Genomic DNA, 21,675 nt, shown 5'->3' with positions numbered 1-21,675 from the left:
CCTCTCCCCCCCTCCCCCCCCCTCCCCCCCCCCCCCCCCCCCTCCCCCCCCCCCCCCCCCCCCCCCCCCCCCCCCCCCCCCCCCCCCCCCCCCACCCCGGTCACGGACCGAGTCCCCCCAAAGCGGCCCGCGTTCGAGGCCACCCCGTCGCAGACGGTCGCTCCCCAGCCCGGCCCGCGTTCGAGGTCACCCCAGTCGCAGACCGGCTTCCCCGCAGCCCGGCCGGCGTTTGAGGCCACCCGGGCCGCAGGCCCGATCAGTACCGGTCCCGCACCGCCGCGGCCCGTCCCCCACCGGAAGCCGCAGCCGGAACCGCGGGAGCGTCGGGCGCGGAGCCGGCAAGCGTCGACCAATCAGGCTTCGCCCCGACGTCGTACGTCCGCAGCTTCGAGAGCACCGCGGGATCCTGGACGTCGAGCCAGTCCACCAGGTCGCGGAAGCTCACACACTTCGTCTCCGGCCGAGCGCACGCGGTCCGCATGGTGCGTTCGACCGCCTTCATGTAGATGCCGCCGTTCCAGCCCTCGAAGTGGTTGCCGATCATCAACGGCGCCCGGTTCCCGGTGTACGCGCGCTCGAAGCCCGCCATGTAGCTCGCGTACGCCTGCTCCTCCCACTCCTGGAACTTGGCCGGGTCGCCCTTGACCGTGCGCGACTGGTTGAACATCACGTTGTAGTCCATCGACAGGACCTCGAACTTGCGCCCGGGCAGCGGGATTTGCTGCAACGGCAGGTCCCAGATCCCGTTCACCTTGGTCGGCCACACCTGGCGCCCACCGGGCGAACTCGCGTCGTAGCGGAAGCCCAGCGACGGCGCGGCGTCGAGCAGCGCCTTCTGGCCCTCCAGACACGGCGCCCGGCCGCCGATGAGTTCCTTGTCGTAGTCGAACGGAAGCGCCGGCAGATCCGCCCAACCGGTGTTGGTCTTCCAGTTCTTGACGAACGCCTTGGCCTGGTCGACCTCGCTGCGCCAGTCGTCCGCCGACCACGAGCCGCCGCCGGTGGGGCCGCAGAAGTGGCCGTTGAAGTGCGTACCGATCTCGTGGCCCTCGTTCCACGCGGCGCCGAGTTGTTCCAGCGTCATCCGCAGGTGGACGTCGTCGAGGTAGCCGATGTCCGAGGCGCCGATCGGCTTGTGCGGCGGCAGGTACTTGGCCCGCTTGGCCTCCGGCAACACGTACACCCCGGACAGGAACAGCGTCATCTTCGCGTTGCTCTCCTTGGCCACCTGGCGGAAGCGGGAGAACAGCTTCTTGTCGTCCTCGCCGGCGCCGTCCCAGGAGAACACCAGGAACTGCGGCGGCGCCTGGCCCGGTGCGAGCTTCTCCGGCTTGAGCCGGCCCGGCTGCTCGCCCGTGCTCGACGTCGAGCCGTCGCCGATCAGGGTGACCGGCCCCTGCCCGGGCTGCACCTTCGGGGCACCCTGGGCGGGCGCGGCGGCCTTTTGCTTCGGGTCCTCGCCATGCCCACCGGCGAACACGACGAAGCCGATGGCGGCGACCACCGCCACCACCAGGACGATTGCGGCCACGCCGCGGGATGATCGCACGAATGCCCCAAATGATCGGAAATATAGGGAAATCCATTGCAGGCTAAATCGCCCATCGTCACGGTTGGGGATATGCCTGGCCGCGCGCACGATCATGATCACCACATGGGATGAAGGGGTACGGCCACTCGGCGGCAACGGGACCGCGCTCTTCGGCCGGCCGAGGTGTCCGTACGTCCCGAACGGGCTATGGATAACCGGGCCGGTGCTCGGGGCCGGGCACAGGGCGGCCGATCCGGAGGGACATCGATGCGCGAAACGCTTCGGGAGGCCAAACACACCCTGATGCCGCCGCGCGACGACCCGCACGGCCCGCTTTCGCCGCTGCTGATCGTGCTCACCGTGGTGACCGGCCTGGTCGACGCGCTGAGCTACCTCGAACTGGGTCGGGTCTTCGTCGCGAACATGACCGGCAACGTGGTCTTCACCGGCTTCGCCCTGGCCGGCGCCCCTGGCCTGTCGGTGTCCGCCTCGCTCGCCGCCTTGGCCGCGTTCCTGGTCGGCGCCGCCGGCGGTGGCCGCCTGGGCGCCGGGTTCGGCGATCGACGACTGCGCCTGCTCTGGGTCGGCTGCGCCCTCCAGGCCGTCCTGATCGCGGCGGCCCTGACCGTGGCCGCGGCGGTGAGCGGGCTCGGCACCGGCGCGCGGTACTCGCTGATCCTGCTCCTCGGCTTGGCCATGGGGCTACAGAACGCGGTGGCCCGGCGGCTGGCCGTACCGGACCTGACCACCACGGTGTTGTCCCAGACGCTCACCGGGCTGGCCGCCGACCTGCGCCGCTTCGGCGGACCCGGCTCGCGCGCGGGCCGTCGAATGCTCTCCGCGTTCGCGATGGCGCTCGGCGCGTTCACCGGCGCGACGCTGGTACTGCACGTACACATCCTCGTCGCCTTCGCCGCACCCCTGATCCTGCTCTTCGGCGCGGCAGTGGCCGGGTACGTCCTGGACCGCCGCGCCGGTCCGGCCGCCTCCGCGGATCCGGCTCCGGCTCCGGACGACGCCGCCCCGGACACCGGTTCCGGGCCACTCGTCGCGCCGGACGGGAAAAACATTTGAGGTCCTCGGCGTCCGAGGGTTAGCCTGGACCGGTCACATTGTCGTCCGTCTGGATGGTCCGTTGCGCATCTGAGGTCCGGACATCGCGCCGCTCGAGCCCCTGTGTGCTCGCGGTCGCGTCTCGACCTCGGTGTGGCCGTCCCGGACGATCTTTCACGTCCGGCCCCCTCCCGATCCCGCCGCGCGGTGTCCCACGCGATCCGTTCACCACGCGTCCATGGGAGCCACTCCATGTCATTTCCGACCGCACCGGCGATCGTATGTTCCGACCTGTCCTTCGCCTGGCCCGACGGCACCCCCGTCGTCGCGGGCCTCGATCTCGCCATCGGCGGCGGCCGAACCGGCCTGGTCGGGGTCAACGGCGCGGGCAAGTCGACCCTGCTCAAACTGATCGCCGGCGTCCTGTCGCCCACCTCCGGATCGATCACGGCCGGCGGCGACCTCGGCTACCTCCCCCAGCATCTGCCGCTCGACGCGGACCGTCGGGTCGACGACGTGCTGGGCATCGCCGGCACGCGCGCAGCGCTGCTTGCGATCGAGGGCGGTGACGCCGACGTGCGGCACTTCGACGCCGTCGGCGACGACTGGGACGTCGAGGAGCGGGCCCGCGCCGAACTCGACCGGCTCGGACTGCCGCACGTCGACCTCGATCGCACGGTCGGCACGTTGTCCGGCGGCGAGTCGGTGCTGCTCGGGCTGGCCGCGCTGCTGCTGCGCCGGCCCGACGTACTGCTCCTGGACGAGCCGACCAACAACCTCGACGGCTCCGCGCGCGAGCGGTTGTACGACGCGGTGCGGGGCTATCCGGGTGTGCTCGTCGTGGTCAGCCACGACCGCGTGCTTCTGGATCTGGTGGACCGGATCGTCGAACTGCTCCCGGACCGGGCCCGCACCTACGGTGGCAATCTGAGCGCGTATCTGGAGGTCCTGGCACAGGAGCGGGCGACCGCCGAGCGCCTGGTCCGCACCGCGCAGACCGATCTGCGCAAACAGAAGCGGGAACTGGCCGAGGCCCAGGTGCGATTGGCCCGCCGGGTCCGGACCGGCCGCAAGGCCCAACTGGAAGGGGGCGTGCCCAGGATCGTCGCGGGCAACCTCAAGCGGGCCGCCGAGGTCTCCGCCGGCAAGCTCAGGGGCACGCAGGAGGGTCGGCTCGACGACGCCCGAACGCGGCTGTCCGAGGCCAGGGACGCGGTGCGCGACGACAAGGAGATCCGCATCGAGTTGCCCGGGACCGAGGTGCCCGCCGGGCGCACGGTGCTCGTCGCCGAGGGTCTGAACACCGCGGATCTGCTGTACGGGCCGGACGGCCTGGACCTGAACGTGCGCGGTCCCGAACGGATCGCGCTGACCGGCGACAACGGATCGGGCAAGACCACCTTGCTGCGGCTGCTGACCGGGGCGGAGCAACCGGCCCGGGGCAGCGTGCGGATCGGCGTCGACGGGGTGCGGCATCTGCCGCAGCGGCTGGACATCCTCGACGAGGACGCGAGCGTCCTGGCCAACCTCCGCCGCTTCGCGCCCACGGCGTCTGACTCCGAACTGCGCGGCCGGCTCGCCCGCTTCCTCTTCAAGGGCAATCGCCCCGAACAGCGAGTCGGCACCCTCTCCGGCGGCGAACGTTTCCGCGCGGTCCTGGCCGCGCTCCTGTCCGCCGACCCGCCCCCACAACTACTGATCCTCGACGAGCCCACCAACAACCTGGACCTCGCCTCGGTCCACCAACTCGAACAGGCCCTCAACGCCTACCAAGGAGCCCTACTGGTAGCCACCCACGACCGCCCCTTCCTCACCAACATCGCCATCACCCGAGAACTCCCCCTCCACCGAGGCCACGGCCTCAATCCCCCCACCGAAACCCCAACCAACGCATGACACCACCCAGCCGGGCCGGCGCATGAGGCCAACCCAGCCTGCCCGGCGCTTGAGGGCAACTCAACCCGGCCGGCGCTTGAGGCCAACCCAGCCCGGCCGGCGCATGAGGCCACTCAGCCCGGCCGGCGCATGAGGCCACTCAGCCCGGCCGGCGCATGAGGCCAACCCAGCCCGGCCGGCGCATGAGGCCAACCAAACTCAACCCACATCCCGCGCAGACCCATCGTCGTTCCCCCGCCGAATCGTCCGAACCCGCGCGCCAGGCCGCCAAACCCGCAGGACGATCTCCTCGCCCTCCACCCCCACCCCACTCACCTCGTCGAGCTCGACCCGAAACAGATGAAATGGCACCGGCGCCCCCGTCTCGCCCGCGTACGGCCCCTTCACCGCGTCGTCCACGACCTCGACCGCCCGCCCACTCACCCGCACGTCACCGTGCGCCAGTTCGGCCCCCTCCCCCGGGTTCGCGAAGATCGAGAACCGCGGATCACGCAGCAGATCCCGCGCCTTCAACGAACCGGGCATCATGCCGAGCCACATCTGCTCGGACCGGAAATCCACCTCCAACCCGCTCAGCCGAGGCGAACCGTCCCGCCGCACCGTGCCCAGCACATGGTGCTTGTACATCCCGAAGCGCTCGCGCACCGTCGTCGCGAACTCCGGCTCGGCCTTCTCGAACTCCGCCCAACTCGTCATACGCACATCGTGCACCGCCATCCCTGACAACCTTTGGCAAGGATTCCGGGTTAGTTTCGAGTCATGCGATCCGGCCGACTGGTGGCACTCCTGCTCCACCTGCAGAACCGACCCGGCGGGGCCACCGCCGCCGAGCTGGCCGACGAGTTGGAGGTGTCGGTCCGCACCGTGTACCGCGACGTCGCCGCGCTCCAGGCGTCCGGCGTACCGCTGTGGACCGAGACCGGACCACGCGGCGGGATCCGGCTCGTGGAGGGCTGGCGGACCAGGCTGGACGGACTCACCGGCGACGAGGCGGCCGCGCTGTTCCTGTCCGGCGCGCCGCACGCCGCCGACGCGCTGGGCCTGGACACCGTGCTCGTCGCGGCGCAGACCAAGGTGATGGCCACCCTGCCCGCCGACCTGCGCACCCGCGCGGGCCGGGTCCGGCAGCGCTTCCACCTGGACGCACCGGGCTGGTTCCACCGCGACGAGGACGTCCCGTACCTCACCGAGATCGCGAGCGCGGTGTGGACCGGCCGCCGGCTGGATCTGCGGTACGCCCGCCGCGACCGCGAGGTGTCCCGCCGGCTGGACCCGTTCGGTCTCGTCCTCAAGGCCGGCGTCTGGTACCTGGTCGCCCGCCATCGCACCGACATCCGCAGCTACCGGGTGTCACGGGTGGTGGCCGCGAGCAGTCGGCCGGAACGTTTCGAGCGCCCGGACGGCTTCGACCTCGGCACGTGGTGGGCACACAGCAACGAGGACTTCGCCCGATCGCTGATGCAGTTCGCCTGCGTGGTCCGGGTGTCGCCGTCCGCGCTGGGCCGATTGCCGCGGATCTTCGGCCCCGTGGTCGCCGCGGACGCGCTCGCCTCGGCGGGGCCGCCCGACCCGGACGGGTGGCGCGAACTGCGGCTGCGCACCGAGTCCGAGGAGGTCGCACTGGGCCAACTGATCGGTCTGGGCACGCATATGGAAGCCGTGTCGCCGCCGAGCCTGCGCCGCGCGGTGGCCGGGATCGGCGCCGCGATCGTGGCCCACCATCGGACGCCGGAAGGTCCCTCGCAAGACTGACGCCACCCACCTCGGGGAGCGCGGCGCACCCGGACCCGACATTTGGGGAACCCCGGGTCGGATGCGGATCGTTGGCACGGGCGAGGTCCACACAGCGTGACGGATCGTCGACTCTTCCCCGGGACGTACCCCACCGGTACGGGGCTCCCCTTAGGGGAAGGGTCGTTCGGCGTACCCGGGGTCCTCCCTGCGTAGGACGGCCGGATCTGTCCTTGGAGAGGATTCGCCGGAGCCCCATCCCCCCTACGGTGATCCTGTGCACTGCAAACCGCGGAGCGCGCCACCCTTTCACCTCATCTGGGGGACAGACTCGTGACCACGGCCACGGCTGCCATGACCGACGCGGACTCCAGGGGCACCATCGCCGCCCGCGCGCAGCAGCTCACCAAGGCGTACGGCGAAGGCGAGACCCGAGTCGTCGCTCTCGACAGCGTGGACGTCCAGATCGGTCGCGGTCAGTTCACCGCGATCATGGGCCCCTCCGGCTCCGGCAAGTCGACCCTGATGCACTGCCTCGCCGGTCTCGACTCGGTGAGCGGCGGCAAGAGCTGGATCGGCGACACGGAGATCACGAGCCTGAAGGACAAGGCGCTCACCAAGCTCCGCCGCGACAACATCGGCTTCATCTTCCAGGCGTTCAACCTGCTCCCGACGCTGACCGCGCTGGAGAACATCACGCTGCCGATGGACATCGCGGGTCGCAAGCCGGACAAGGCCTGGCTGGACACCGTGATCGAGACCGTCGGCCTGCGCGACCGGCTCAAGCACCGCCCGAGCGAACTCTCCGGCGGTCAGCAGCAGCGTGTCGCGTGCGCCCGCGCGCTGGCCAGCCGGCCCGAGATCATCTTCGGTGACGAGCCGACCGGAAACCTCGACTCGCGCTCCGGCGCCGAGGTGCTGGGCTTCCTGCGGCGCAGTGTCAACGAGCTCGGTCAGACCATCGTGATGGTCACCCACGACCCGAACGCGGCGTCCTACGCGGACCGGGTCCTGTTCCTGGCAGACGGTCGAATCGTCGACGAGATGCTGCGTCCCACGTCCGACGCCGTACTGGAGCGCATGAAGCGCTTCGACGGCGCCCGGACCAGCTGAAACAGGCGGAGAGTCCCCCACCATGTTGAAAGCCACGTTCCGCAGCTTCCTCGCCCACAAGGGGCGAATGGTGCTGTCCGCCCTGGCAGTACTGCTGTCGGTCGCGTTCGTCTCCGGCACCCTGGTATTCACCGACACGATCACCAAGACGTTCGACGAGCTGTTCAAATCCACCGCCTCGGACGTCTCGGTCAACCCGAAGTCCGAGTTCGACAAGGACGACCTCGCGCTCACCGGGCAGACGCCCACGCTGCAGCGCTCGGTCATCGACAAGGTCGCCAAGGTCGACGGCGTCAAGGAAGCGCACGGCGACGTCAACCTCGAGTCGGTCACCGTCGTCGACAAGAACAACAAGTCCGTGGGCCCGTCCTCGGGCGCCCCGACCATCGCCACGAACTGGTACGAGACCGACCGCACCCCGGTCAAGGTCACCAGCGGCAACCTGCCCAAGGGCCCGGCCGAGGTGATGATCGACGCCGACACGGCCGACAAGAAGAAGGTGAAGATCGGTGACGAGCTGCGGGTGATCGCACCGATCGGGCAGTTCCCGGTCAAGGTCACCGGCATCATGACCTTCACCACCACCAACCCCGGTGCGGCCCTGCTCTCCTTCGACTCGGCGACCGCTTCGCAGCGGCTGCTCGGCGACCCGAACCTGATCACCTCGATCTCGGTCTCCGCCGCCGACGGCGTCTCCGACAAGGTCCTCAAGCAGCGCGTCGAGCAGGCGCTCGGCGACACCACGAACTTCGAGGTCAAGACGGCCGCGGAGTCCGCCAAGGACGCCGGCGACTCGCTGAGCGGCTTCCTGAACGTGATGAAGTACGCGATGCTCGGCTTCGCCGGTGTCGCCGTACTGGTCGGGATCTTCCTGATCTTCAACACCTTCTCGATGCTCGTCGCCCAGCGCACCCGTGAACTGGGTCTGATGCGGGCCATCGGCGCGAGCCGGGCGGACGTGAACCGCTCGGTGCTGGTGGAGGCGGTCCTGCTCGGTGTGGTCGGCTCGACGCTCGGTCTGTTGGCCGGTCTCGGTCTGGCCGTCGGGCTCAAGGCGCTGATCAGCGCGGTCGGGATCAACCTCAAGGGCACGTCCCTGGTGATCAAGACCTCGACCCCGATCGTGGCCTACCTGGTCGGCGTGATCGTCACCGTGATCGCCGCGTACGTGCCGGCCCGCCGCGCGGGCAAGGTCGCCCCGATGGCGGCCCTGCGCGAGGCCGGCGCCCCGCCGCAGAAGTCGATCAAGACCCGCTCGATCATCGGCCTGGTGCTGTTCGCCCTGGGCGCGCTCGCACTGGTCGCCGGCGCCACCGCGGACAGCGGCAGCCAGGGCGGCGGATTCCTCGGCCTGGGCGTGATGTTCACCCTGCTCGGCTTCATCGTGCTGGCGCCGCTGCTGGCCCGCACGGTGGTCCCGGCGCTGGCGTCCTGGTACCCGAAGGTGTTCGGTTCGATGGGCCGGCTCAGCCGGGAGAACGCGCTGCGCAACCCGCGCCGCACCGGCGCCACCGCGTCGGCGATCATGATCGGCGTCGCCCTGGTCAGCGGCATGGCGGTCGCGGCCTCGTCGATGTCGGCCTCGTTCGACAAGCAGATCGAGAAGTCCCTGGGCGCCGACTACACGATCCAGTCGCTGGTCGGTACCTTCCCGGAGGACGTCGTCCAGGCGGCGAAGAAGACCCCCGGCGTGGGCGAGGTGGTCAGCCAGACGCTCAGCAACGCTACGCTCACCGCCGACGGCAAGAGCAAGAAGGACTTCGTCGTCGGTTCGGACCCGGGCATGGACGACACGCTCAAGACCACCTACCTCCAGGGCAGCGGCAACGCGGCCATCTCGGCGGGCAAGGCGGCCATCGGCGAGAACTTCGCCAAGGATCACAACCTCGGCATCGGCGGCAAGATCGAGATCGCCTTCCCGAACGGGCAGAAGACCACGGTCGAGGTCGGCGCGATCCGCAAGAAGTCCGAGGGCGCCGACATCGGCGCGGGCGACACGACGATCATCCCGAACACGGTGATGAAGCAGTTCGTCCCGAACGTGCAGTACCAGATCATGATGGTCAACGCGGCCTCCGGTCAGGACGCGTCGAAGGTCGGCGCGGCGCTCAAGTCGGCGCTCGATCCCTTCCCGCAGGTCAAGGCCCGTGACCAGAGCGACTACAAGGAACTGATCGGCAAGCAGATCGACACGTTCCTGTACCTGATCTACGGTCTGCTCGGCCTGGCGATCATCATCTCGATCCTCGGTGTGATCAACACGCTGGCGCTGTCGGTGGTCGAGCGCACCAGGGAGATCGGCCTGATGCGGGCGATCGGCGCCTCGCGCCGGCAGATCCGCCGAATGATCCGCCTGGAGTCCATGGTCATCGCGACCTTCGGCGCCCTGGTCGGGCTCGCGCTCGGCATGGCGTGGGGTATCGGGGCCCAGCGCCTGCTCGCCAAGCAGGGCCTGGACGTCCTGGAGATCCCGTGGGGCACGGTGATCGGGATCGTGATCGCCGCGGCGGTGGTCGGCCTGCTCGCCGCCGTGATGCCGGCCTTCCGGGCGGCGCGGATGAACGTCCTGCGGGCGATCGCGACGGACTGACCCGAATCGGGTGTTCCACCCATGAAGCAGCCGGCTCCCCATCCTCCCCCCTTGGGGAGCCGGTGACCGAAGAGCCCCCCGAACCACCTTGCGCAGGTGGTTCGGGGGGCTCTTCCATGCCGTCGCGGTGGTGGCGGCGGCATCGTCCCGGCGGAGCACCGTCGGGTGGGCGCGGGCGGGTGCGCGGGCCGGCCGGCGGTTTACGGCCGGGTGCTCTTCAGCGCCTGGCGGCAGGCCTGGTCGGCCTGGCGGGTGGTCTCCGGGAGGCGATAGCGCGGGGTCAGGGCCAACACGTGCGCGCAGGCCGTGTCCAGGTCGACACCGTGGCCGATCGAGACGAACACCGGCTTGATCGCGTCGCGGGTGCGCAACACCCGCCCCACCACGTCTCCTTCGTACACGACGTCGGCGGCGTCGCCGCGCTTGTCCCCCGGCGTCTCGTAGGTGCCGACGAAGTGCGTCTTGCCGACCCCGACGGTCGGCAGCCCGGTCAGCACGCCGAGGTGGCAGGCCAACCCGAACCGGCGCGGATGGGCCAGCCCCTGACCGTCGCACACGAGCAGGTCCGGTGTGGTGTCCAGCCGTTCGAGCGCGGCCGACAACGCCGGGATCTCCCGGAACGCGAACAGCCCGGGCAGATACGGAAACGTCGCCACGCCGTGCACCACCGACCGCTCCACCACGGCGTGCGTCGAGGCGTCCAACACCACCACGGCGGCGGCGAGTTCGTCCGAGTCCTCGGCGTAGGCCACATCCAGCCCGGCCACGAACCGCACCTGCGCGGGCCCCGGCCCGGGCCCGACCGTGTCCACCAGCGGCCGCAATCGATCCTGCACGGCCAACCCCTCGGCAGCCGTGCTCGGCCAGGGCTCGCTCGCGTCGATCGCGAAAGAGGTGCTCATCCGCGAAACGCTACCGCCCGCGCGCGACCCTCGGTGGTGCGGCCGATATCCCCGACCGCACCACCGAAGGTCGCGCTCGACGCTCACCGCCCCGGCAGCGGGACCCGGGCGTGCACGCCGGTGCGGCTAGTGCCGAACTCGGCGGCGGCACCCAGGTAGGCGCGGGCCTGATCGCGCGTCAGGCCGTGGCCGCAGCACAGCAGTTCCTCGCCCTGGGCGGCGCATCGACGCAGCGCGAGGGTCGGATCGGCGCCGATGCCCAGCGGGATCAGCGCGTCCGCCGTGCTCACGAACGGGCCGCGCGGGTTGCCGAATCGCGCGCGGGCCCGCTCGTACGGGATCACCTCGACGCGCAGAGTGACCTTGAGCGCTCCCTCCAGCGCCGCGCCGTGGCCGTGTGCCAGGCGGGGGCCGCCGAGGTAGAGCAGCGCGCCGGCGGTTTGCACCGGCAGGTGGAGCGTGCTGCCCGCGCCCAGGATCGGCAGGTCGAGATTGCCGCCGTGTGAGCCCACCCGGGTGGACAACCGGCGCAGGCCGTCGGAGGTGGCCACACCCAGTACCGCCAGACTCGGCCGCAGTCGCAGGGTCGGGTCGCCGGTCGCGGTCGGGATCCGGGCCCGACCGTCCCGGATCGCACACACCGTGACCGGCGGCGCGCCGCGCCCGCGACCGTGCCGCTCGGTGAGTACGCCGTAGGAGGTCCGCGGGCGCAGTTCGAGCAGGTGCACCGCGAGGACGTCGCCCGGGCGGGCGCCGGCCACCGAGATCGGGCCGGTGATCACGTGCGGACCGTCCACGGCGCGGTCGTGCGCGAGGTCGGAGGCGGCCAGTGCGCGGTGGTCCTCCGGGACACGATCGGCCCGGATGTGGTGCCGGCCGAAGAAGGCCACCGGGTCGCGGCCCTGGTCGCCGAGCAGGCCCTCGTGCGAGACGGTGTCCGCGGTGAGCGTCTCGCCGGATTCGACGAACGCCACCGGCCGGTCCCGGGCACCAGGCAGCCAACCCCACAGGACGGTGCCGGGCCTGGACGACAAATGTTGCCGGTGCCGTCGGGGACCCGGTACGGCGACGGGGCGCGCCTCGGTGATGGTCATGGGGTCGGTTGTACGGGTTCGCCGTTGCCGGTCGGCGTCGCGCACGTTACGTGCCCGTTTCGCCCCCGAAGGGGTGGTCCTTAACGGCGCCGAAACGCCGCCGCAACAGCGCCCGGTCACAGTGGGTCGGGCGGCGCGGCGACGCGGTATCGGGGCGTTTCCTCGACCCCGCGTCGGATCGGGGTCGCGGATTCGAGTCCCAGGGGGTAGCGATGAGCGACACGATCACCCTGTTCGGCGCCACGCTGCCGGACGGGCGTACGCGTGACGTGGTGCTGCGCAACGGTCGGATCGGGGTGCTGCGCGAGCCGGGTCGGCCGTACTCGCGGGCCGGCTCCGGGCTGGATCTGACCGGCTATCTGCTGCTGCCGGCTCCCGCCGAGCCGCACCTGCACCTCGATCGCGCGCTGACCTGGGAGCCGGTGGGCTCGGATCCGGACGGACGCGACGGCGCGTGGCGGTCCTGGCAGGTGCGGCCCGCCCGCTATCGACCCGGCGATCTGCGCCGGCGCTCGCGCGAGGTGTTGCGAACGCTGGTCGTCCGCGGGGTGACCGCCGTGCGCACGCACCTGGACATCGGCGAGGGCCGCACGCCGCTGCGCTCGGTCGAGGTGATGGCCGAACTGCGCGCCGAGTTCCATCGGCTCCTCGACCTCCAGATCGTCGCCGTCCCGACCCCGGGGACGAGTGATCGCACGATCGTGGACGCGGTGGGCGCGGGCGCGCGGGTGATCGGCGGACGACCCAGGTTCGCGCCGGACTGCCGGCAGGAGATCCGCCGGCTGCTGCGGCTCGCGGATCGTGTCGAGGTCGGGCTCGACCTGCACCTGGACGACGGTTTCGATCCGCGCCTGCTCGTGGTCGGCGACCTGGCCCGGCTGTTGCGCGCGTCGGGCTTCGACCGGCCGGTCACGGCCAGTCATCTGGCCGGCCTGAACCGGCTCTCGCCGTCCGCGTTGGGTCGGGTCGGCGAGACGATCGCCGCGTCCGGGATGCGCGTCGTGGCGTTGCCGTCGGAGCGCGGTTGTGGGCTGCCGATCCGCGAACTGGTCGCGGCGGGCGTCACGGTCGCGGCCGGCGGCGACCATCTGCGCGACGCCGGGCACCCGATGGGTCTGGCCGACCCGCTGGCCACCGCCGCCGCCACGGGGTTGGCGCCGGCCCGGGCCTGGGCCGCGGTGGCCGGGCACGCGCGGGGCGTACTGGGCGTGGAGGCCGGCGGTCTGGAACCGGGGGCCCGCGCCGACCTGTTCGCGGTCCGGGCGCACTCCCTGCCCGAGGCGCTGCGCACCCGCCCGCAGGACCGCGTCGCCATCCGTGCCGGCCGGGTGGTCGCCGGCAGCACCCGCCTCGCCCGTCTCGCCGGCACCGCGCGACCCGGGCGAACGGGCCGCGCGGTGCCGGAGGCCGCGTAGCTCGACCCGGACCGGCGCCGAACGCGGGCCCGCACGCCGCCGGGCGAGCCGTTGCCGCCGACCCGGGAACACCGTCGCCCGACCGGCGCGGCAGGGCCCCGACGGACATCGAACACGATCGCCGGCTTGGTCGGGTCAGGGACGCGCTCGGATTGCCGCCGGCAGCGCCATGAGCGCGTCAACGGGTGGGCCGGGCGGGCGGATCCGGGGGGAGGCTGGGGGTGGTCGAAAGGAGGCCGCCATGTTCGCCGCAATTCGTCGGGTCGACGGGATCCGCCGCACCGCCTCGATCCGTCGGGCCGGTGCCGCGCTCCCGAGGGCGGTCCTCGGGTCGTCGTGGTGCCGATCATGCGGATGGACGACGCCGCCGTCGCGGAGCTGACCGCCGCGCGCGGGACGGCCGGGCGGGCGATCGCCGTGCACGTCACGCACGCCGGTGAGCGGGTCGCGCGGGACGCGTTGGTGGCCGCGTGGGAGGCGTCCGGGGTGGACGCGCCGTTGAGCGTGGTCTTCGACGAGCACGATCGGCTCGTCGAGGCGCCGGCCGGCATCGTCCGAGGGTTGCCGGAGCGGCGGGTGGCGGTGTTGTTCCCGGCACGCGCCGAGCCGGTTCGCACGCGCGGCCGGCGGCACGACGTCCTGGTCGAGTCGTTGCGCGCCGAGGGTTGTGCGATCCGGGTGGACCGCGCCGAGGCGCGTGCCCTCGTCTCCCGGGATCCGGTGGTCACCGCCGCCTGACGTCGGCCTGCGGATCCAGGACGACGCGGTCGCCGCGTTCATGCTCGGCGGCGCGGACCCCGAGCGGGCCAGGCAATACCGGTACGTGTTCGCCGCCGCCGTACTGGGCTGGTCCGCGATCGAGGAGGGCGGACGCTTCCCGGCCGATCCGCCGATGGACTTCGAGGTGCTGCTCGACGTCCCGATGCGCGGCTACCAAGCCTGAGCCCGCGCCCGACGGGTAGACGCCGCCTCGTGAACGAAGTGGACGAACGAGAAGGGCCCGGGCCCGGCACGAGCGGGAGCGCCGGGCTGCCCGGCGACGACAGCGACACCAAGGGCACGGTCCTGGTCGCGCTCGGTGCGAACCTGGCGATCGCGCTGGCCAAGGTCGTCGGCGGACTGATCACCGCGTCGCCCGCGCTGCTCTCCGAGGCCGCGCATTCGGTCGCGGACAGCTGCAACGAGATCTTCCTGCTCGCCGCGATCCGCCGCAGCAAGCGCGCGCCCGACGCACGACACCCGTTCGGCTATGGCAAGGAGCGTTACTTCTGGTCGCTGCTCGCCGCCGTCGGCATCTTCGTGATGGGCGGCTGCTTCTCCTTCTACCAGGGGCTGCACGCGATGCGGGAGTCCGGCGAGGAGAGCCCGACCGGCTACCTGGTCGGCTACGCGGTGCTGCTGGTGGCGCTGATCGCCGAGGGCGCGTCGCTGGTCAGGGCGGTGCGGCAGATGTACCGGGACGCGCCGAGCGGTGCGCGCGGGCCGCTGGCGAAGGCGCGGGCGATCCAGGACCCGGCGCTGCGCACGGTGCTCGCCGAGGACGCCACCGCGGTGCTCGGCGTCACGCTCGCGCTGATCGGGATGGCGCTGCACGAACTCACCGGCAACGTGGTGTGGGAGGGCGGCGCGTCGATCGGGATCGGTCTGCTCCTGGTCTACGTCGCCTATCGGCTCGGCATCGCCTCCCGCGACCAACTCATCGGCGAGGCCGCCGACCCGGCGCTGCAACTGGAGGTACAGCGCTTCCTCGACGAGCAGCCCGAGGTGGACACGGTCACCAAGGTGTACACGATGCGGATCGGGATGGGACAGGTGCTGCTCGCGGCACGCGTGGACCTGACCGAGGGCGTGGACAGCGAGGACGTCGAGATCGCCGCGGTGCGGATCAAGGCCGCCATCCGCGAGCGATGGCCCGAGATCGAGCAACTGTTTCTGGACATCACCGACGCGGGCGAGCACGATCGGGACCGGGCCGCGGCGCGGCGCCGTGAGCTGGAGGAACAGGTACGCGTCGCCGATCGCGAAGGGTGACCGTTTAGGCTGCCGGGGCGTTGTGCCCATCCACCGGAGGCCGAAGTGACCGAAAGCAGAGCAGGCGGATCACCCGCGCGACGTGGCCCCGGCGAGTTGGAGTCCGAGATCCTGTCGCTGCTGTGGACGTCGCCGACGGCGATGGGCGCGGGCGCGGTACAGGAGCAGTTGTCCGGCGAGTTGGCGTACACGACGGTGGTGACCATCCTGTCCCGCCTGCACGACAAGGGCGTGCTCCAGCGCACCCGGTCGGGCCGCTCGTACGTGTACGCGCCGGTGTACGACGAGGCCGGGCTGGCGGCGCGACGCATGCGGCAGGTGCTGGACAAGGAGGGCGACCGGCAGGCGGTCCTCGCGCGGTTCGTCTCGGACCTGTCCACCGACGACGAGGCGCTGCTGCGCCGACTGCTGGACGAGAGCGGGTCGTAGCCGCGTGCGTTGGATCGTCTACCTGCCGTTGCTGCTGCCGATAACCTCGGTGCCCGTGGCCCGGCTCGCGGCCGACCACCTCGCGCCGCGCCGGGTGGTGGTCCTGCTCACCGCGCTGACCTCGGTCCTGGCCCTGTGCGCGACCATCAGCCTGGGCCTGCTCACCGTGGTGGGCACGGCCCAGCTCCCGGGGGTACCGCTGCCCGATCACTGGTCCGATCCGCAGGTGCGGGCCTCGATTCCGAACGTCCAGGTGATCGGCTCCCTGGCGAGCGCGGCGCTGACCTCGGCGCTGCTGTGCGCGGCGGTCGTCCTGGGCCGCCGCCGACGCGCGCTGACACTGCTGCGCGCGGGGGTGCCGACGGCCGGCGGCACCGAGTTGACCGTGTTGCCCACCGGACCGCCGACCGCGTTCGCGCTGCCGGGCAGGCGGCCTCGGATCGTGGTCTCGGCGTCACTGCTCGCGCGCTTGGACGCGGACGAGCGGCGAGCGCTGCTGGCCCACGAGCGGGCGCATCTGAGCGGCCGGCACGATCGGGTGCTGCTGGTCGCGACACTGGCGATGTGCGCGCATCCGCTGCTGCGGCCGATGCGCACGGCGATCGGCTACGCGCTGGAGCGCTGCGCGGACGAGGACGCCGCGCGCGTGGTGGGTGACCGTCGGGTGGTGGCCCGCGCGGTGGGCAAGGCGGCGCTGGCCGGACCGGCCGCACCGCGTGGCGCGATGGCCGCGACCGGCGGCCCGGTCCCGCGCCGGGTGGCCGCGCTGCTGGGCCCGTCTCCGACCGACCGCTGGCCCACCCCGTGGAGCCGCCCCGGCGCGGCCACCCTGATCGCCCTCGGCGGCGCCGCCCTCTCCACCTGGGCCACCTGGGACGCCGCCATCGACCTGCACGCCATCCTGCGCACGGCCGACCACGTGTTGTGAGGCCGGCCGCGCGATCAGTACATGGGAAAGTCCGCCGTCGCGATCGAGAAGCCGAACCGCGGCAGCGGTACGTCCTGGCCGAACGCGTAGGCGGCTCGCGCGGTGTAGCGACCGCCCTTCGGCTCGGAGTACACCGCGATCGTGCCCTGACGAGGGTCGATGATCAGGTAGACCGGGATGCCCATGCGCGGGTAGTCGCGCAACTTGGCCTCCCAGTCGTTCTCCGGGTTCGACCGTGAGACGACCTCGACGGCAAGCCGCACGTCGGCGGCCGGCACATGATTCTCGACGGTGAGGAGATCATCCTCCGGAAAGACGCAGACGTCGGGATTGCGCCTTATCAGGTTGGCGTCGTCCAGGACGTCCATCCCCCCGTGAACCGCCATCCCGGCCCACTCCTCGCGTCCGGCGATACCGCGCTCGATGCGCATCCGCAGCCGGCGCACGATGAACTCGTGGATGCCGGACGGGCCGGTCATCATCACGAGCGTGCCGTCGCTGATCTCGATCTTGTAGTTGGACGGCGTGCGGACAGAATTGGCGATGGCCGTCAGCCGGTCGAACTCCTCGCGGTCCATGTCCCCCATGGTAGGTCGCCGGGCTTCGCGACCATGGTCCGTCCGTGCGCCACCGAGCACCCGGCTCGTCACCCCGGTTTCCGCGCCGCGAGGCGTTTGCTCGCGACGTCGAGGAGGCGGCGCAGGTCCGCTTCGCGGGGGAGTTGCGCCGGGAGCCGTTCGCCGTACGGCAGGCGGGTGCGGGCCTTGCGCCACAGGCGGTCCGGGAGGGTCCTCGGGTCCTGGTGGTAGCGGACCTTGGTGAGCAGTTGGCGGGCCTCGGCGTCGGCCGGGTTGAGCGCGAGGGTGACCGCCAGGTGTTCGGCCGCGGTGTTCCAGCGGCCGCGCCGGGCCGACCGGACCGCGTCGTTGAAGTGCCGGTCGGCCAACTCGACGAGGCCCGCGAGCGCGCCCAGGTCGCCGCCGCACGCCGGGCAGCGCTCGGTCAGGTCGGCGATCCGGCGGCGGCACAGGGGGCAGGTGATCGCGAACGCCATGTCATTTCTCCAGGGAGCTCTTCGGGAGCCGCAACCCGATGTGCGGGGAGCCCTCCCGGATCTGTTCCATCCAGCGGTCCGCCCGGGCCCGCAGCGGCATGATCCGACCTCGATAGATCTCCACCAACCGGCGGTTGCCCGCCGCCTCGTCCCGCACGTCCACCTCGGCAGCGTCCTCGGCGATGGTGTCCAACTCGCGCAGATAGCCATCCGCGTCGACCCGGTGCCGGCCGGCGGAGGCCTGGTCCATCTCCTGGATCGAGCGGCGCAGGTACTCGACCTCCTGAAGCACCGCGACCTGGAACTCGGCGGCGGTGAACTGCTGCGGCGAGCGCCCCCCGTGCAACATCCGCTCGGCCGCGTTGATCCGGTCCCGCACCGCCTCGTTGGCCAGGTGCCAGTCCATCTTGTTGCCCGCCGCGTACGCGGCCCGCCCGGTCGCGCGCAGACCCGGGACCGCGCCCCGGAAGCGCTCCGCCTCGACCGGGTCGTGGTCGACCAGCCGGTCGGCCAGCCGGGCCAGGAAGGCGAGGTTGTCCTCGAACTCGCCGATCGCCGGGTTCAGCGCGCTGCCCGCCGTGGTGGCCACCCGCAGGCCCTGGACCAGCGTCTCCGCCTCCAGGATCTTGTGGTGCGTCTTGCCCGCGTCGATCCGGTCCCGGACCAGTTCGGCGATCTCGGCCAGTAGTCGATCCAGCGCCGGGCCGACCCGGATCGCGTCCGCCGGCGGGATCGCGTCCCGCTTCTCCGCCCAGCCGGTGAGCACCTGCCGGTGCCGCTCGGCCAGTTCCGGCCAGCCCGGGATCTCCCGACGCGGGATGTCGATCACCGCGCTGCCCTCGGCGCCCACCTGCGGCAGCCGCGCCTCGGCCCGGATCGTCCAGCCCGCCTCGAACTCGAGCGTCACCTCGACGGTCGAGCCGACCGACACGTCGGTGGGCAGGTCCCGGATCGAGACCTCGCCGATCGGCACCAGGCCCTCGACCAGACCGACCCGCAGACTGGACCCCTGCGAGGCGGTCTCCAGGCGGAAGTCGGTGCGGTAGGGCACCATCGTCCCGGCCCGGACCACCACGTGCAGCCCGTCCACCAACTCGACCGAGAAGTCGTGCGCGAGCACATCGCCGGTCGCGTCCGAACGGGGCTTGCCGTCGGACTCGATCGTCAACTGCCGCGACTCGATCTCCCGTCCGTGCGCCAACACCTGCACGGTGAAGCCGTTCTCGCCGTCGCGCAACGGCACGTCGGCGAACAGGAAGCGGCCCTCCGCGTCGGCCGTCTCGGTCAGGTACACCCGCCCGTCGTCCGAGCTGAGCAGCACCTGAGCACCCGCCGGCGAGGCCAGCGCGGGTCCGGCCAGCACCCGGCCGCCGATGTCGGTCTCCGGCGGCAGCGCCTCGGGGCGGTCCAACTCCAGGTGCCCACTGCGGCTGGGCACGTTCGCGGCCTTGAGCGCGGCGCCCAGCGCGACGCACAGGTCGGGGTTGAGCAGCCGAGGGCCGCGCCCGAAGTGCTCGGTGAGCATCGTGGCCACCAGCGGGATCCGGGACGAGCCGCCGACCATGACGATCTCGTCCAGGTCGGCCGCGGTCATCCCGGCCCGCGCCAGCGCCCGGTCGCAGTCGTCCAGCGTGCCGCGGATCCGGTCCGCGATCATCTCCTCGAACTCCTCGCGGCGGATAGGCAGTCCGATGTTCATCGGGGTACCGCGCCGGTCCTCGCAGTACTGGCTGACGATCTCCGTCTCGAGGTAGCGGGACAGGTCGTGCTTGGCCCCCTCGGCGACCGACAGGAGTTGTGCCTCGACCTTGCCGTCGGCGGGGTTCTCGCTGTCGATCGCCAGGTCGTACTCGGGCAGTTGGGCCGCGATCCAGGACACGATCCGCCGGTCGAAGTCGAACCCGCCCAGATAGCGGTCGCCGCTGAACGAGCGGTTCTCGAAGCCCACCTCGGGATCCCAGGTGACCACCGAGGTGTCGAACGTGCCGCCGCCGAGGTCGTAGACCAGGAAGGTCTGCGGCTCGGTCAGCTCGCGGGCCCGCTCGTGGGTGTACGCGAGGGCCGCGGCCACCGGCTCGATCAGCGTCTCGACCACCTCCAGGCCGGCCGCCTGTCCCGCGCGCGTGGTCTCGTTCTTGGCCCGGGTCTCGAAGAACGCCGGGACGGTCACCACGGCCCGCTCCACCGGCACGCCCAGGGCCTCCTCGGCCACCTGCTTGAGGTGACGCAGGATGTGCGTCGACGCCTCCAGCGGGGTCAGGCGCGCGTGTCCGGCGGTGACCACCTGGTCGGTGCCCATGTTCCGCTTGAAGAACATCGCGGGCGGGGCGCCCGGCAGGCGGGCCTTGTTCTTGGCCAACTGGCCGACGATCGCCTTGCCGCTCGGATCGATCCACACCGCCGAGGGTGTGGTCGGCGAACGGTCCGGATTGGCCACGATCAGCGAGTCGCCGACCGACCGCAGCCGGCGGGCCGCGATCAACTCGGCCTTTCCGGGGATCTCGGCGTCGGCCGGTATGGCGATGCACGAGTTGGTGGTGCCCAGGTCGATGCCGACCACGATGCTCATCCGGTGGTACCGCCTTCGTGGTTCGCGTCGTTCGAGGTGTCGGGATTCGGCGGGGTCGGATCCGACCCGGCCGGGGGTTCTTCGGCGGTCGACCGGGCGCTGCCGGCTCTCGGCTCGGGCTCGCCCGGCGCGTCGGTCTCGGCCCGGGTCTCGGGTGCGACCGGGGTCTCGGGCTCGGCGGGGATCTCGGGCTCGGCCGTAGTCTCGGGCTCGGCCGACGCGGTGGACTTGGTCGGTGCCTCGGGCTCCACCGGCGCGTCGGACTCCACCCGCGCATCGGGCTCGGCCGGAACACCGGACTCGGCGGGTCCCCGCTCCGCACGCGCGGCGTCCTCGCGTTGGGCCGCGGTGGGCACGAAGCCGAGCACGACCTGCGCGCGCCTGATGACCTCGCCGTCGTCGAGCAGCACGCCCGGCCGCAGCGTCCTGGCCACGATCATCGCGCTCTCGTCGCCGCTGTCGGGCGCGTGCGCGACGTCCACCCGACGGCCCACCGCCGCGTACGCCTCGCCCACCGGGTCGTCGAAGCGAACGCCCGCGCGGTCCAGAGCGGTGGCGAACCGCCGGGCGATCGAGGCCAGTACGGCCGGCACCGGCTCACCCTCCAGGCTGCCGCGCAGTTCGTGCAGCGCGACCGCGGCGTCCGCGGCCAGACCGGTGTAGCGCTCGTGCGTCGACTCCAGCCGCTTGCGCATCTCCTCGCGGCCCGCCTCGCGTTCGCGCGCCGCGCCGCGCACCACGTCGTACACGAGCGCGAACGGCGGGTCGAGCGGGCGCTCGGGCACCGGCCGTTCGCTCTCGGTGATCGCCATCGGGTCCGCCTCGGGATCCGCCGGCGGGTCCGCCACGAGGGGGGCCCGCTCCGGTGTCGCTGCCATCAGTGCGCCCCTTCTTCCGTCCACAACGGTACGAACTCGCGCGGCGCGGGCGCCGGCACCAGACCCGCGAGCACGCGTCGATCGATCCCGATCCGCACCGGGCCGGACGCCTCCGGCGGATCGAACTCGGCGAACTCCTCGGCCAGTTCGGCCGGATCCGCGCCGGGCCGCTCGGGCCGGTGGGTGAGCAGTTCGGCCGACAGCCGCCCGGCCGGATCCGCCAGTGTCTCCTCCGCCGCGTTCACGTCGGCCGGGGCGAGCACCCGACCGTGCACCGGGAACCGCTCCGCGCCGCGCGCGATCCGCTGTCTGCGCTTGCGCACCCGCGCCTTGATCGCCGCCCGGCCGGCCAGGTCCGGAGCCAGGTCCAGGATCTGGAAGGCGGTGCCCCGATAGGGATTTCGGCCGGCCTGCCAGGCCCAGGGGTTCTCCCGGGCGGGCTCGTTCACGGCGCTGCTCAT

The 21,675-nt window shown here is 71.9% G+C and carries 20 protein-coding genes; 11 read left to right on the top strand and 9 right to left on the bottom strand.

What is annotated here, in order from left to right; all coding sequences use genetic code 11:
* Nucleotides 1-256: 256 nt before the first annotated feature.
* Nucleotides 257-1,531, bottom strand: coding sequence for a polysaccharide deacetylase family protein (locus ACZ4FV_RS15065; protein ID WP_395863220.1), 1,275 nt, complete (start codon nt 1,529-1,531; stop codon nt 257-259).
* Nucleotides 1,532-1,798: 267 nt separating this feature from the next.
* Between ACZ4FV_RS15065 and ACZ4FV_RS15060 the strand changes: the two genes are divergently transcribed.
* A complete protein-coding gene (locus ACZ4FV_RS15060) occupies nt 1,799-2,605 on the top strand; it encodes a YoaK family protein (RefSeq protein ID WP_402234177.1) in 807 nt (268 codons plus the stop codon).
* Between the two features lie 231 nt (nt 2,606-2,836).
* The gene (locus ACZ4FV_RS15055; RefSeq protein WP_465322736.1) at nt 2,837-4,480 is read left to right on the top strand and encodes an ABC-F family ATP-binding cassette domain-containing protein; all 1,644 of its coding nucleotides are present in this window, start codon (nt 2,837-2,839) and stop codon (nt 4,478-4,480) included.
* 198 nt (nt 4,481-4,678) lie between these two features.
* Here ACZ4FV_RS15055 and ACZ4FV_RS15050 read toward each other — a convergent pair whose 3' ends face one another.
* Entirely contained in the window at nt 4,679-5,176 is a 498-nt protein-coding gene (locus ACZ4FV_RS15050) for a pyridoxamine 5'-phosphate oxidase family protein (protein WP_402234173.1), read from the bottom strand.
* A 63-nt stretch (nt 5,177-5,239) separates the two neighbouring features.
* Between ACZ4FV_RS15050 and ACZ4FV_RS15045 the strand changes: the two genes are divergently transcribed.
* The 3 genes from ACZ4FV_RS15045 (at nt 5,240) to ACZ4FV_RS15035 (ending at nt 9,914) form a co-directional block, all read left to right on the top strand.
* Nucleotides 5,240-6,232 carry a helix-turn-helix transcriptional regulator gene (locus ACZ4FV_RS15045; protein WP_395863228.1) on the top strand — a complete coding sequence of 331 codons (993 nt, stop codon included), beginning with the start codon at nt 5,240-5,242 and terminating at the stop codon, nt 6,230-6,232.
* Between the two features lie 333 nt (nt 6,233-6,565).
* Complete coding sequence (locus ACZ4FV_RS15040; RefSeq protein ID WP_395863474.1) at nt 6,566-7,324, top strand: ABC transporter ATP-binding protein; 759 nt, start codon at nt 6,566-6,568, stop codon at nt 7,322-7,324.
* 22 nt (nt 7,325-7,346) lie between these two features.
* Nucleotides 7,347-9,914 carry an ABC transporter permease gene (locus ACZ4FV_RS15035; protein ID WP_395863230.1) on the top strand — a complete coding sequence of 856 codons (2,568 nt, stop codon included), beginning with the start codon at nt 7,347-7,349 and terminating at the stop codon, nt 9,912-9,914.
* Between the two features lie 200 nt (nt 9,915-10,114).
* Here ACZ4FV_RS15035 and ACZ4FV_RS15030 read toward each other — a convergent pair whose 3' ends face one another.
* Both ACZ4FV_RS15030 and ACZ4FV_RS15025 read right to left on the bottom strand, forming a co-directional pair.
* Nucleotides 10,115-10,816, bottom strand: a complete 702-nt coding sequence (locus tag ACZ4FV_RS15030) for an endonuclease V (protein WP_402234171.1) — start codon at nt 10,814-10,816, stop codon at nt 10,115-10,117.
* A gap of 83 nt (nt 10,817-10,899) precedes the next feature.
* Nucleotides 10,900-11,910, bottom strand: coding sequence for an acetamidase/formamidase family protein (locus ACZ4FV_RS15025; protein WP_465322735.1), 1,011 nt, complete (start codon nt 11,908-11,910; stop codon nt 10,900-10,902).
* A 212-nt stretch (nt 11,911-12,122) separates the two neighbouring features.
* Here ACZ4FV_RS15025 and ACZ4FV_RS15020 point away from each other — a divergent pair, with 212 nt between their 5' ends.
* The 6 genes from ACZ4FV_RS15020 (at nt 12,123) to ACZ4FV_RS14995 (ending at nt 16,713) form a co-directional block, all read left to right on the top strand.
* Nucleotides 12,123-13,325: an amidohydrolase family protein gene (locus ACZ4FV_RS15020; RefSeq protein WP_402234167.1), complete on the top strand. Its 1,203-nt coding sequence runs from the start codon at nt 12,123-12,125 to the stop codon at nt 13,323-13,325.
* A gap of 348 nt (nt 13,326-13,673) precedes the next feature.
* Nucleotides 13,674-14,063, top strand: coding sequence for a hypothetical protein (locus ACZ4FV_RS15015; RefSeq protein WP_402234165.1), 390 nt, complete (start codon nt 13,674-13,676; stop codon nt 14,061-14,063).
* The gene (locus ACZ4FV_RS15010; protein WP_402234163.1) at nt 14,023-14,268 is read left to right on the top strand and encodes a hypothetical protein; all 246 of its coding nucleotides are present in this window, start codon (nt 14,023-14,025) and stop codon (nt 14,266-14,268) included. The genes ACZ4FV_RS15015 and ACZ4FV_RS15010 overlap by 41 nt, the downstream gene beginning before the upstream one ends.
* Nucleotides 14,269-14,306: 38 nt before the next feature.
* Nucleotides 14,307-15,356, top strand: coding sequence for a cation diffusion facilitator family transporter (locus tag ACZ4FV_RS15005; protein WP_395863476.1), 1,050 nt, complete (start codon nt 14,307-14,309; stop codon nt 15,354-15,356).
* 45 nt (nt 15,357-15,401) lie between these two features.
* Complete coding sequence (locus ACZ4FV_RS15000) at nt 15,402-15,785, top strand: BlaI/MecI/CopY family transcriptional regulator (protein ID WP_395863242.1); 384 nt, start codon at nt 15,402-15,404, stop codon at nt 15,783-15,785.
* Between the two features lie 4 nt (nt 15,786-15,789).
* Nucleotides 15,790-16,713 carry a M56 family metallopeptidase gene (locus ACZ4FV_RS14995; RefSeq protein WP_395863244.1) on the top strand — a complete coding sequence of 308 codons (924 nt, stop codon included), beginning with the start codon at nt 15,790-15,792 and terminating at the stop codon, nt 16,711-16,713.
* Nucleotides 16,714-16,727: 14 nt separating this feature from the next.
* Here the strand turns inward: ACZ4FV_RS14995 and ACZ4FV_RS14990 are convergent, their stop codons facing one another.
* The 5 genes from ACZ4FV_RS14990 to ACZ4FV_RS14970 all read right to left on the bottom strand — a co-directional run bounded on the left by ACZ4FV_RS14990 (nt 16,728) and on the right by ACZ4FV_RS14970 (nt 21,675).
* A complete protein-coding gene (locus tag ACZ4FV_RS14990; RefSeq protein WP_402234161.1) occupies nt 16,728-17,291 on the bottom strand; it encodes a Uma2 family endonuclease in 564 nt (187 codons plus the stop codon).
* A 68-nt stretch (nt 17,292-17,359) separates the two neighbouring features.
* Nucleotides 17,360-17,767, bottom strand: coding sequence for a hypothetical protein (locus tag ACZ4FV_RS14985; protein ID WP_395863247.1), 408 nt, complete (start codon nt 17,765-17,767; stop codon nt 17,360-17,362).
* 1 nt (nt 17,768) lies between these two features.
* Nucleotides 17,769-20,336, bottom strand: a complete 2,568-nt coding sequence (locus ACZ4FV_RS14980) for an Hsp70 family protein (RefSeq protein WP_465322734.1) — start codon at nt 20,334-20,336, stop codon at nt 17,769-17,771.
* Nucleotides 20,333-21,214: a hypothetical protein gene (locus ACZ4FV_RS14975; RefSeq protein ID WP_465322733.1), complete on the bottom strand. Its 882-nt coding sequence runs from the start codon at nt 21,212-21,214 to the stop codon at nt 20,333-20,335. Before ACZ4FV_RS14975 ends, ACZ4FV_RS14980 begins: the two co-directional genes overlap by 4 nt.
* Nucleotides 21,214-21,675, bottom strand: coding sequence for a hypothetical protein (locus ACZ4FV_RS14970; RefSeq protein ID WP_395863253.1), 462 nt, complete (start codon nt 21,673-21,675; stop codon nt 21,214-21,216). The genes ACZ4FV_RS14975 and ACZ4FV_RS14970 overlap by 1 nt, the downstream gene beginning before the upstream one ends.

It is taken from the genome of Embleya sp. NPDC025285 (genome assembly GCF_055558835.1).
This window is presented reverse-complemented; position numbering and strand designations above follow the sequence as displayed.

Excerpts from the sequence above, each read along its gene's own strand:
- ACZ4FV_RS15055 (WP_465322736.1), top strand. The coding sequence starts at position 2,837 with ATGTCATTTCCGACCGCACCGGCGATCGTATGTTCCGACCTGTCCTTC.
- ACZ4FV_RS15015 (WP_402234165.1), top strand. The coding sequence starts at position 13,674 with ATGCGGATGGACGACGCCGCCGTCGCGGAGCTGACCGCCGCGCGCGGG.
- ACZ4FV_RS15045 (WP_395863228.1), top strand. The coding sequence starts at position 5,240 with ATGCGATCCGGCCGACTGGTGGCACTCCTGCTCCACCTGCAGAACCGA.
- ACZ4FV_RS15025 (WP_465322735.1), bottom strand. The coding sequence starts at position 11,910 with ATGACCATCACCGAGGCGCGCCCCGTCGCCGTACCGGGTCCCCGACGG.
- ACZ4FV_RS14975 (WP_465322733.1), bottom strand. The coding sequence starts at position 21,214 with ATGGCAGCGACACCGGAGCGGGCCCCCCTCGTGGCGGACCCGCCGGCG.
- ACZ4FV_RS15050 (WP_402234173.1), bottom strand. The coding sequence starts at position 5,176 with ATGACGAGTTGGGCGGAGTTCGAGAAGGCCGAGCCGGAGTTCGCGACG.
- ACZ4FV_RS14970 (WP_395863253.1), bottom strand. The coding sequence starts at position 21,675 with ATGAGCAGCGCCGTGAACGAGCCCGCCCGGGAGAACCCCTGGGCCTGG.
- ACZ4FV_RS15040 (WP_395863474.1), top strand. The coding sequence starts at position 6,566 with ATGACCGACGCGGACTCCAGGGGCACCATCGCCGCCCGCGCGCAGCAG.
- ACZ4FV_RS14990 (WP_402234161.1), bottom strand. The coding sequence starts at position 17,291 with ATGGACCGCGAGGAGTTCGACCGGCTGACGGCCATCGCCAATTCTGTC.
- ACZ4FV_RS14980 (WP_465322734.1), bottom strand. The coding sequence starts at position 20,336 with ATGAGCATCGTGGTCGGCATCGACCTGGGCACCACCAACTCGTGCATC.
- ACZ4FV_RS15030 (WP_402234171.1), bottom strand. The coding sequence starts at position 10,816 with ATGAGCACCTCTTTCGCGATCGACGCGAGCGAGCCCTGGCCGAGCACG.
- ACZ4FV_RS15035 (WP_395863230.1), top strand. The coding sequence starts at position 7,347 with ATGTTGAAAGCCACGTTCCGCAGCTTCCTCGCCCACAAGGGGCGAATG.
- ACZ4FV_RS15020 (WP_402234167.1), top strand. The coding sequence starts at position 12,123 with ATGAGCGACACGATCACCCTGTTCGGCGCCACGCTGCCGGACGGGCGT.
- ACZ4FV_RS14985 (WP_395863247.1), bottom strand. The coding sequence starts at position 17,767 with ATGGCGTTCGCGATCACCTGCCCCCTGTGCCGCCGCCGGATCGCCGAC.
- ACZ4FV_RS15060 (WP_402234177.1), top strand. The coding sequence starts at position 1,799 with ATGCGCGAAACGCTTCGGGAGGCCAAACACACCCTGATGCCGCCGCGC.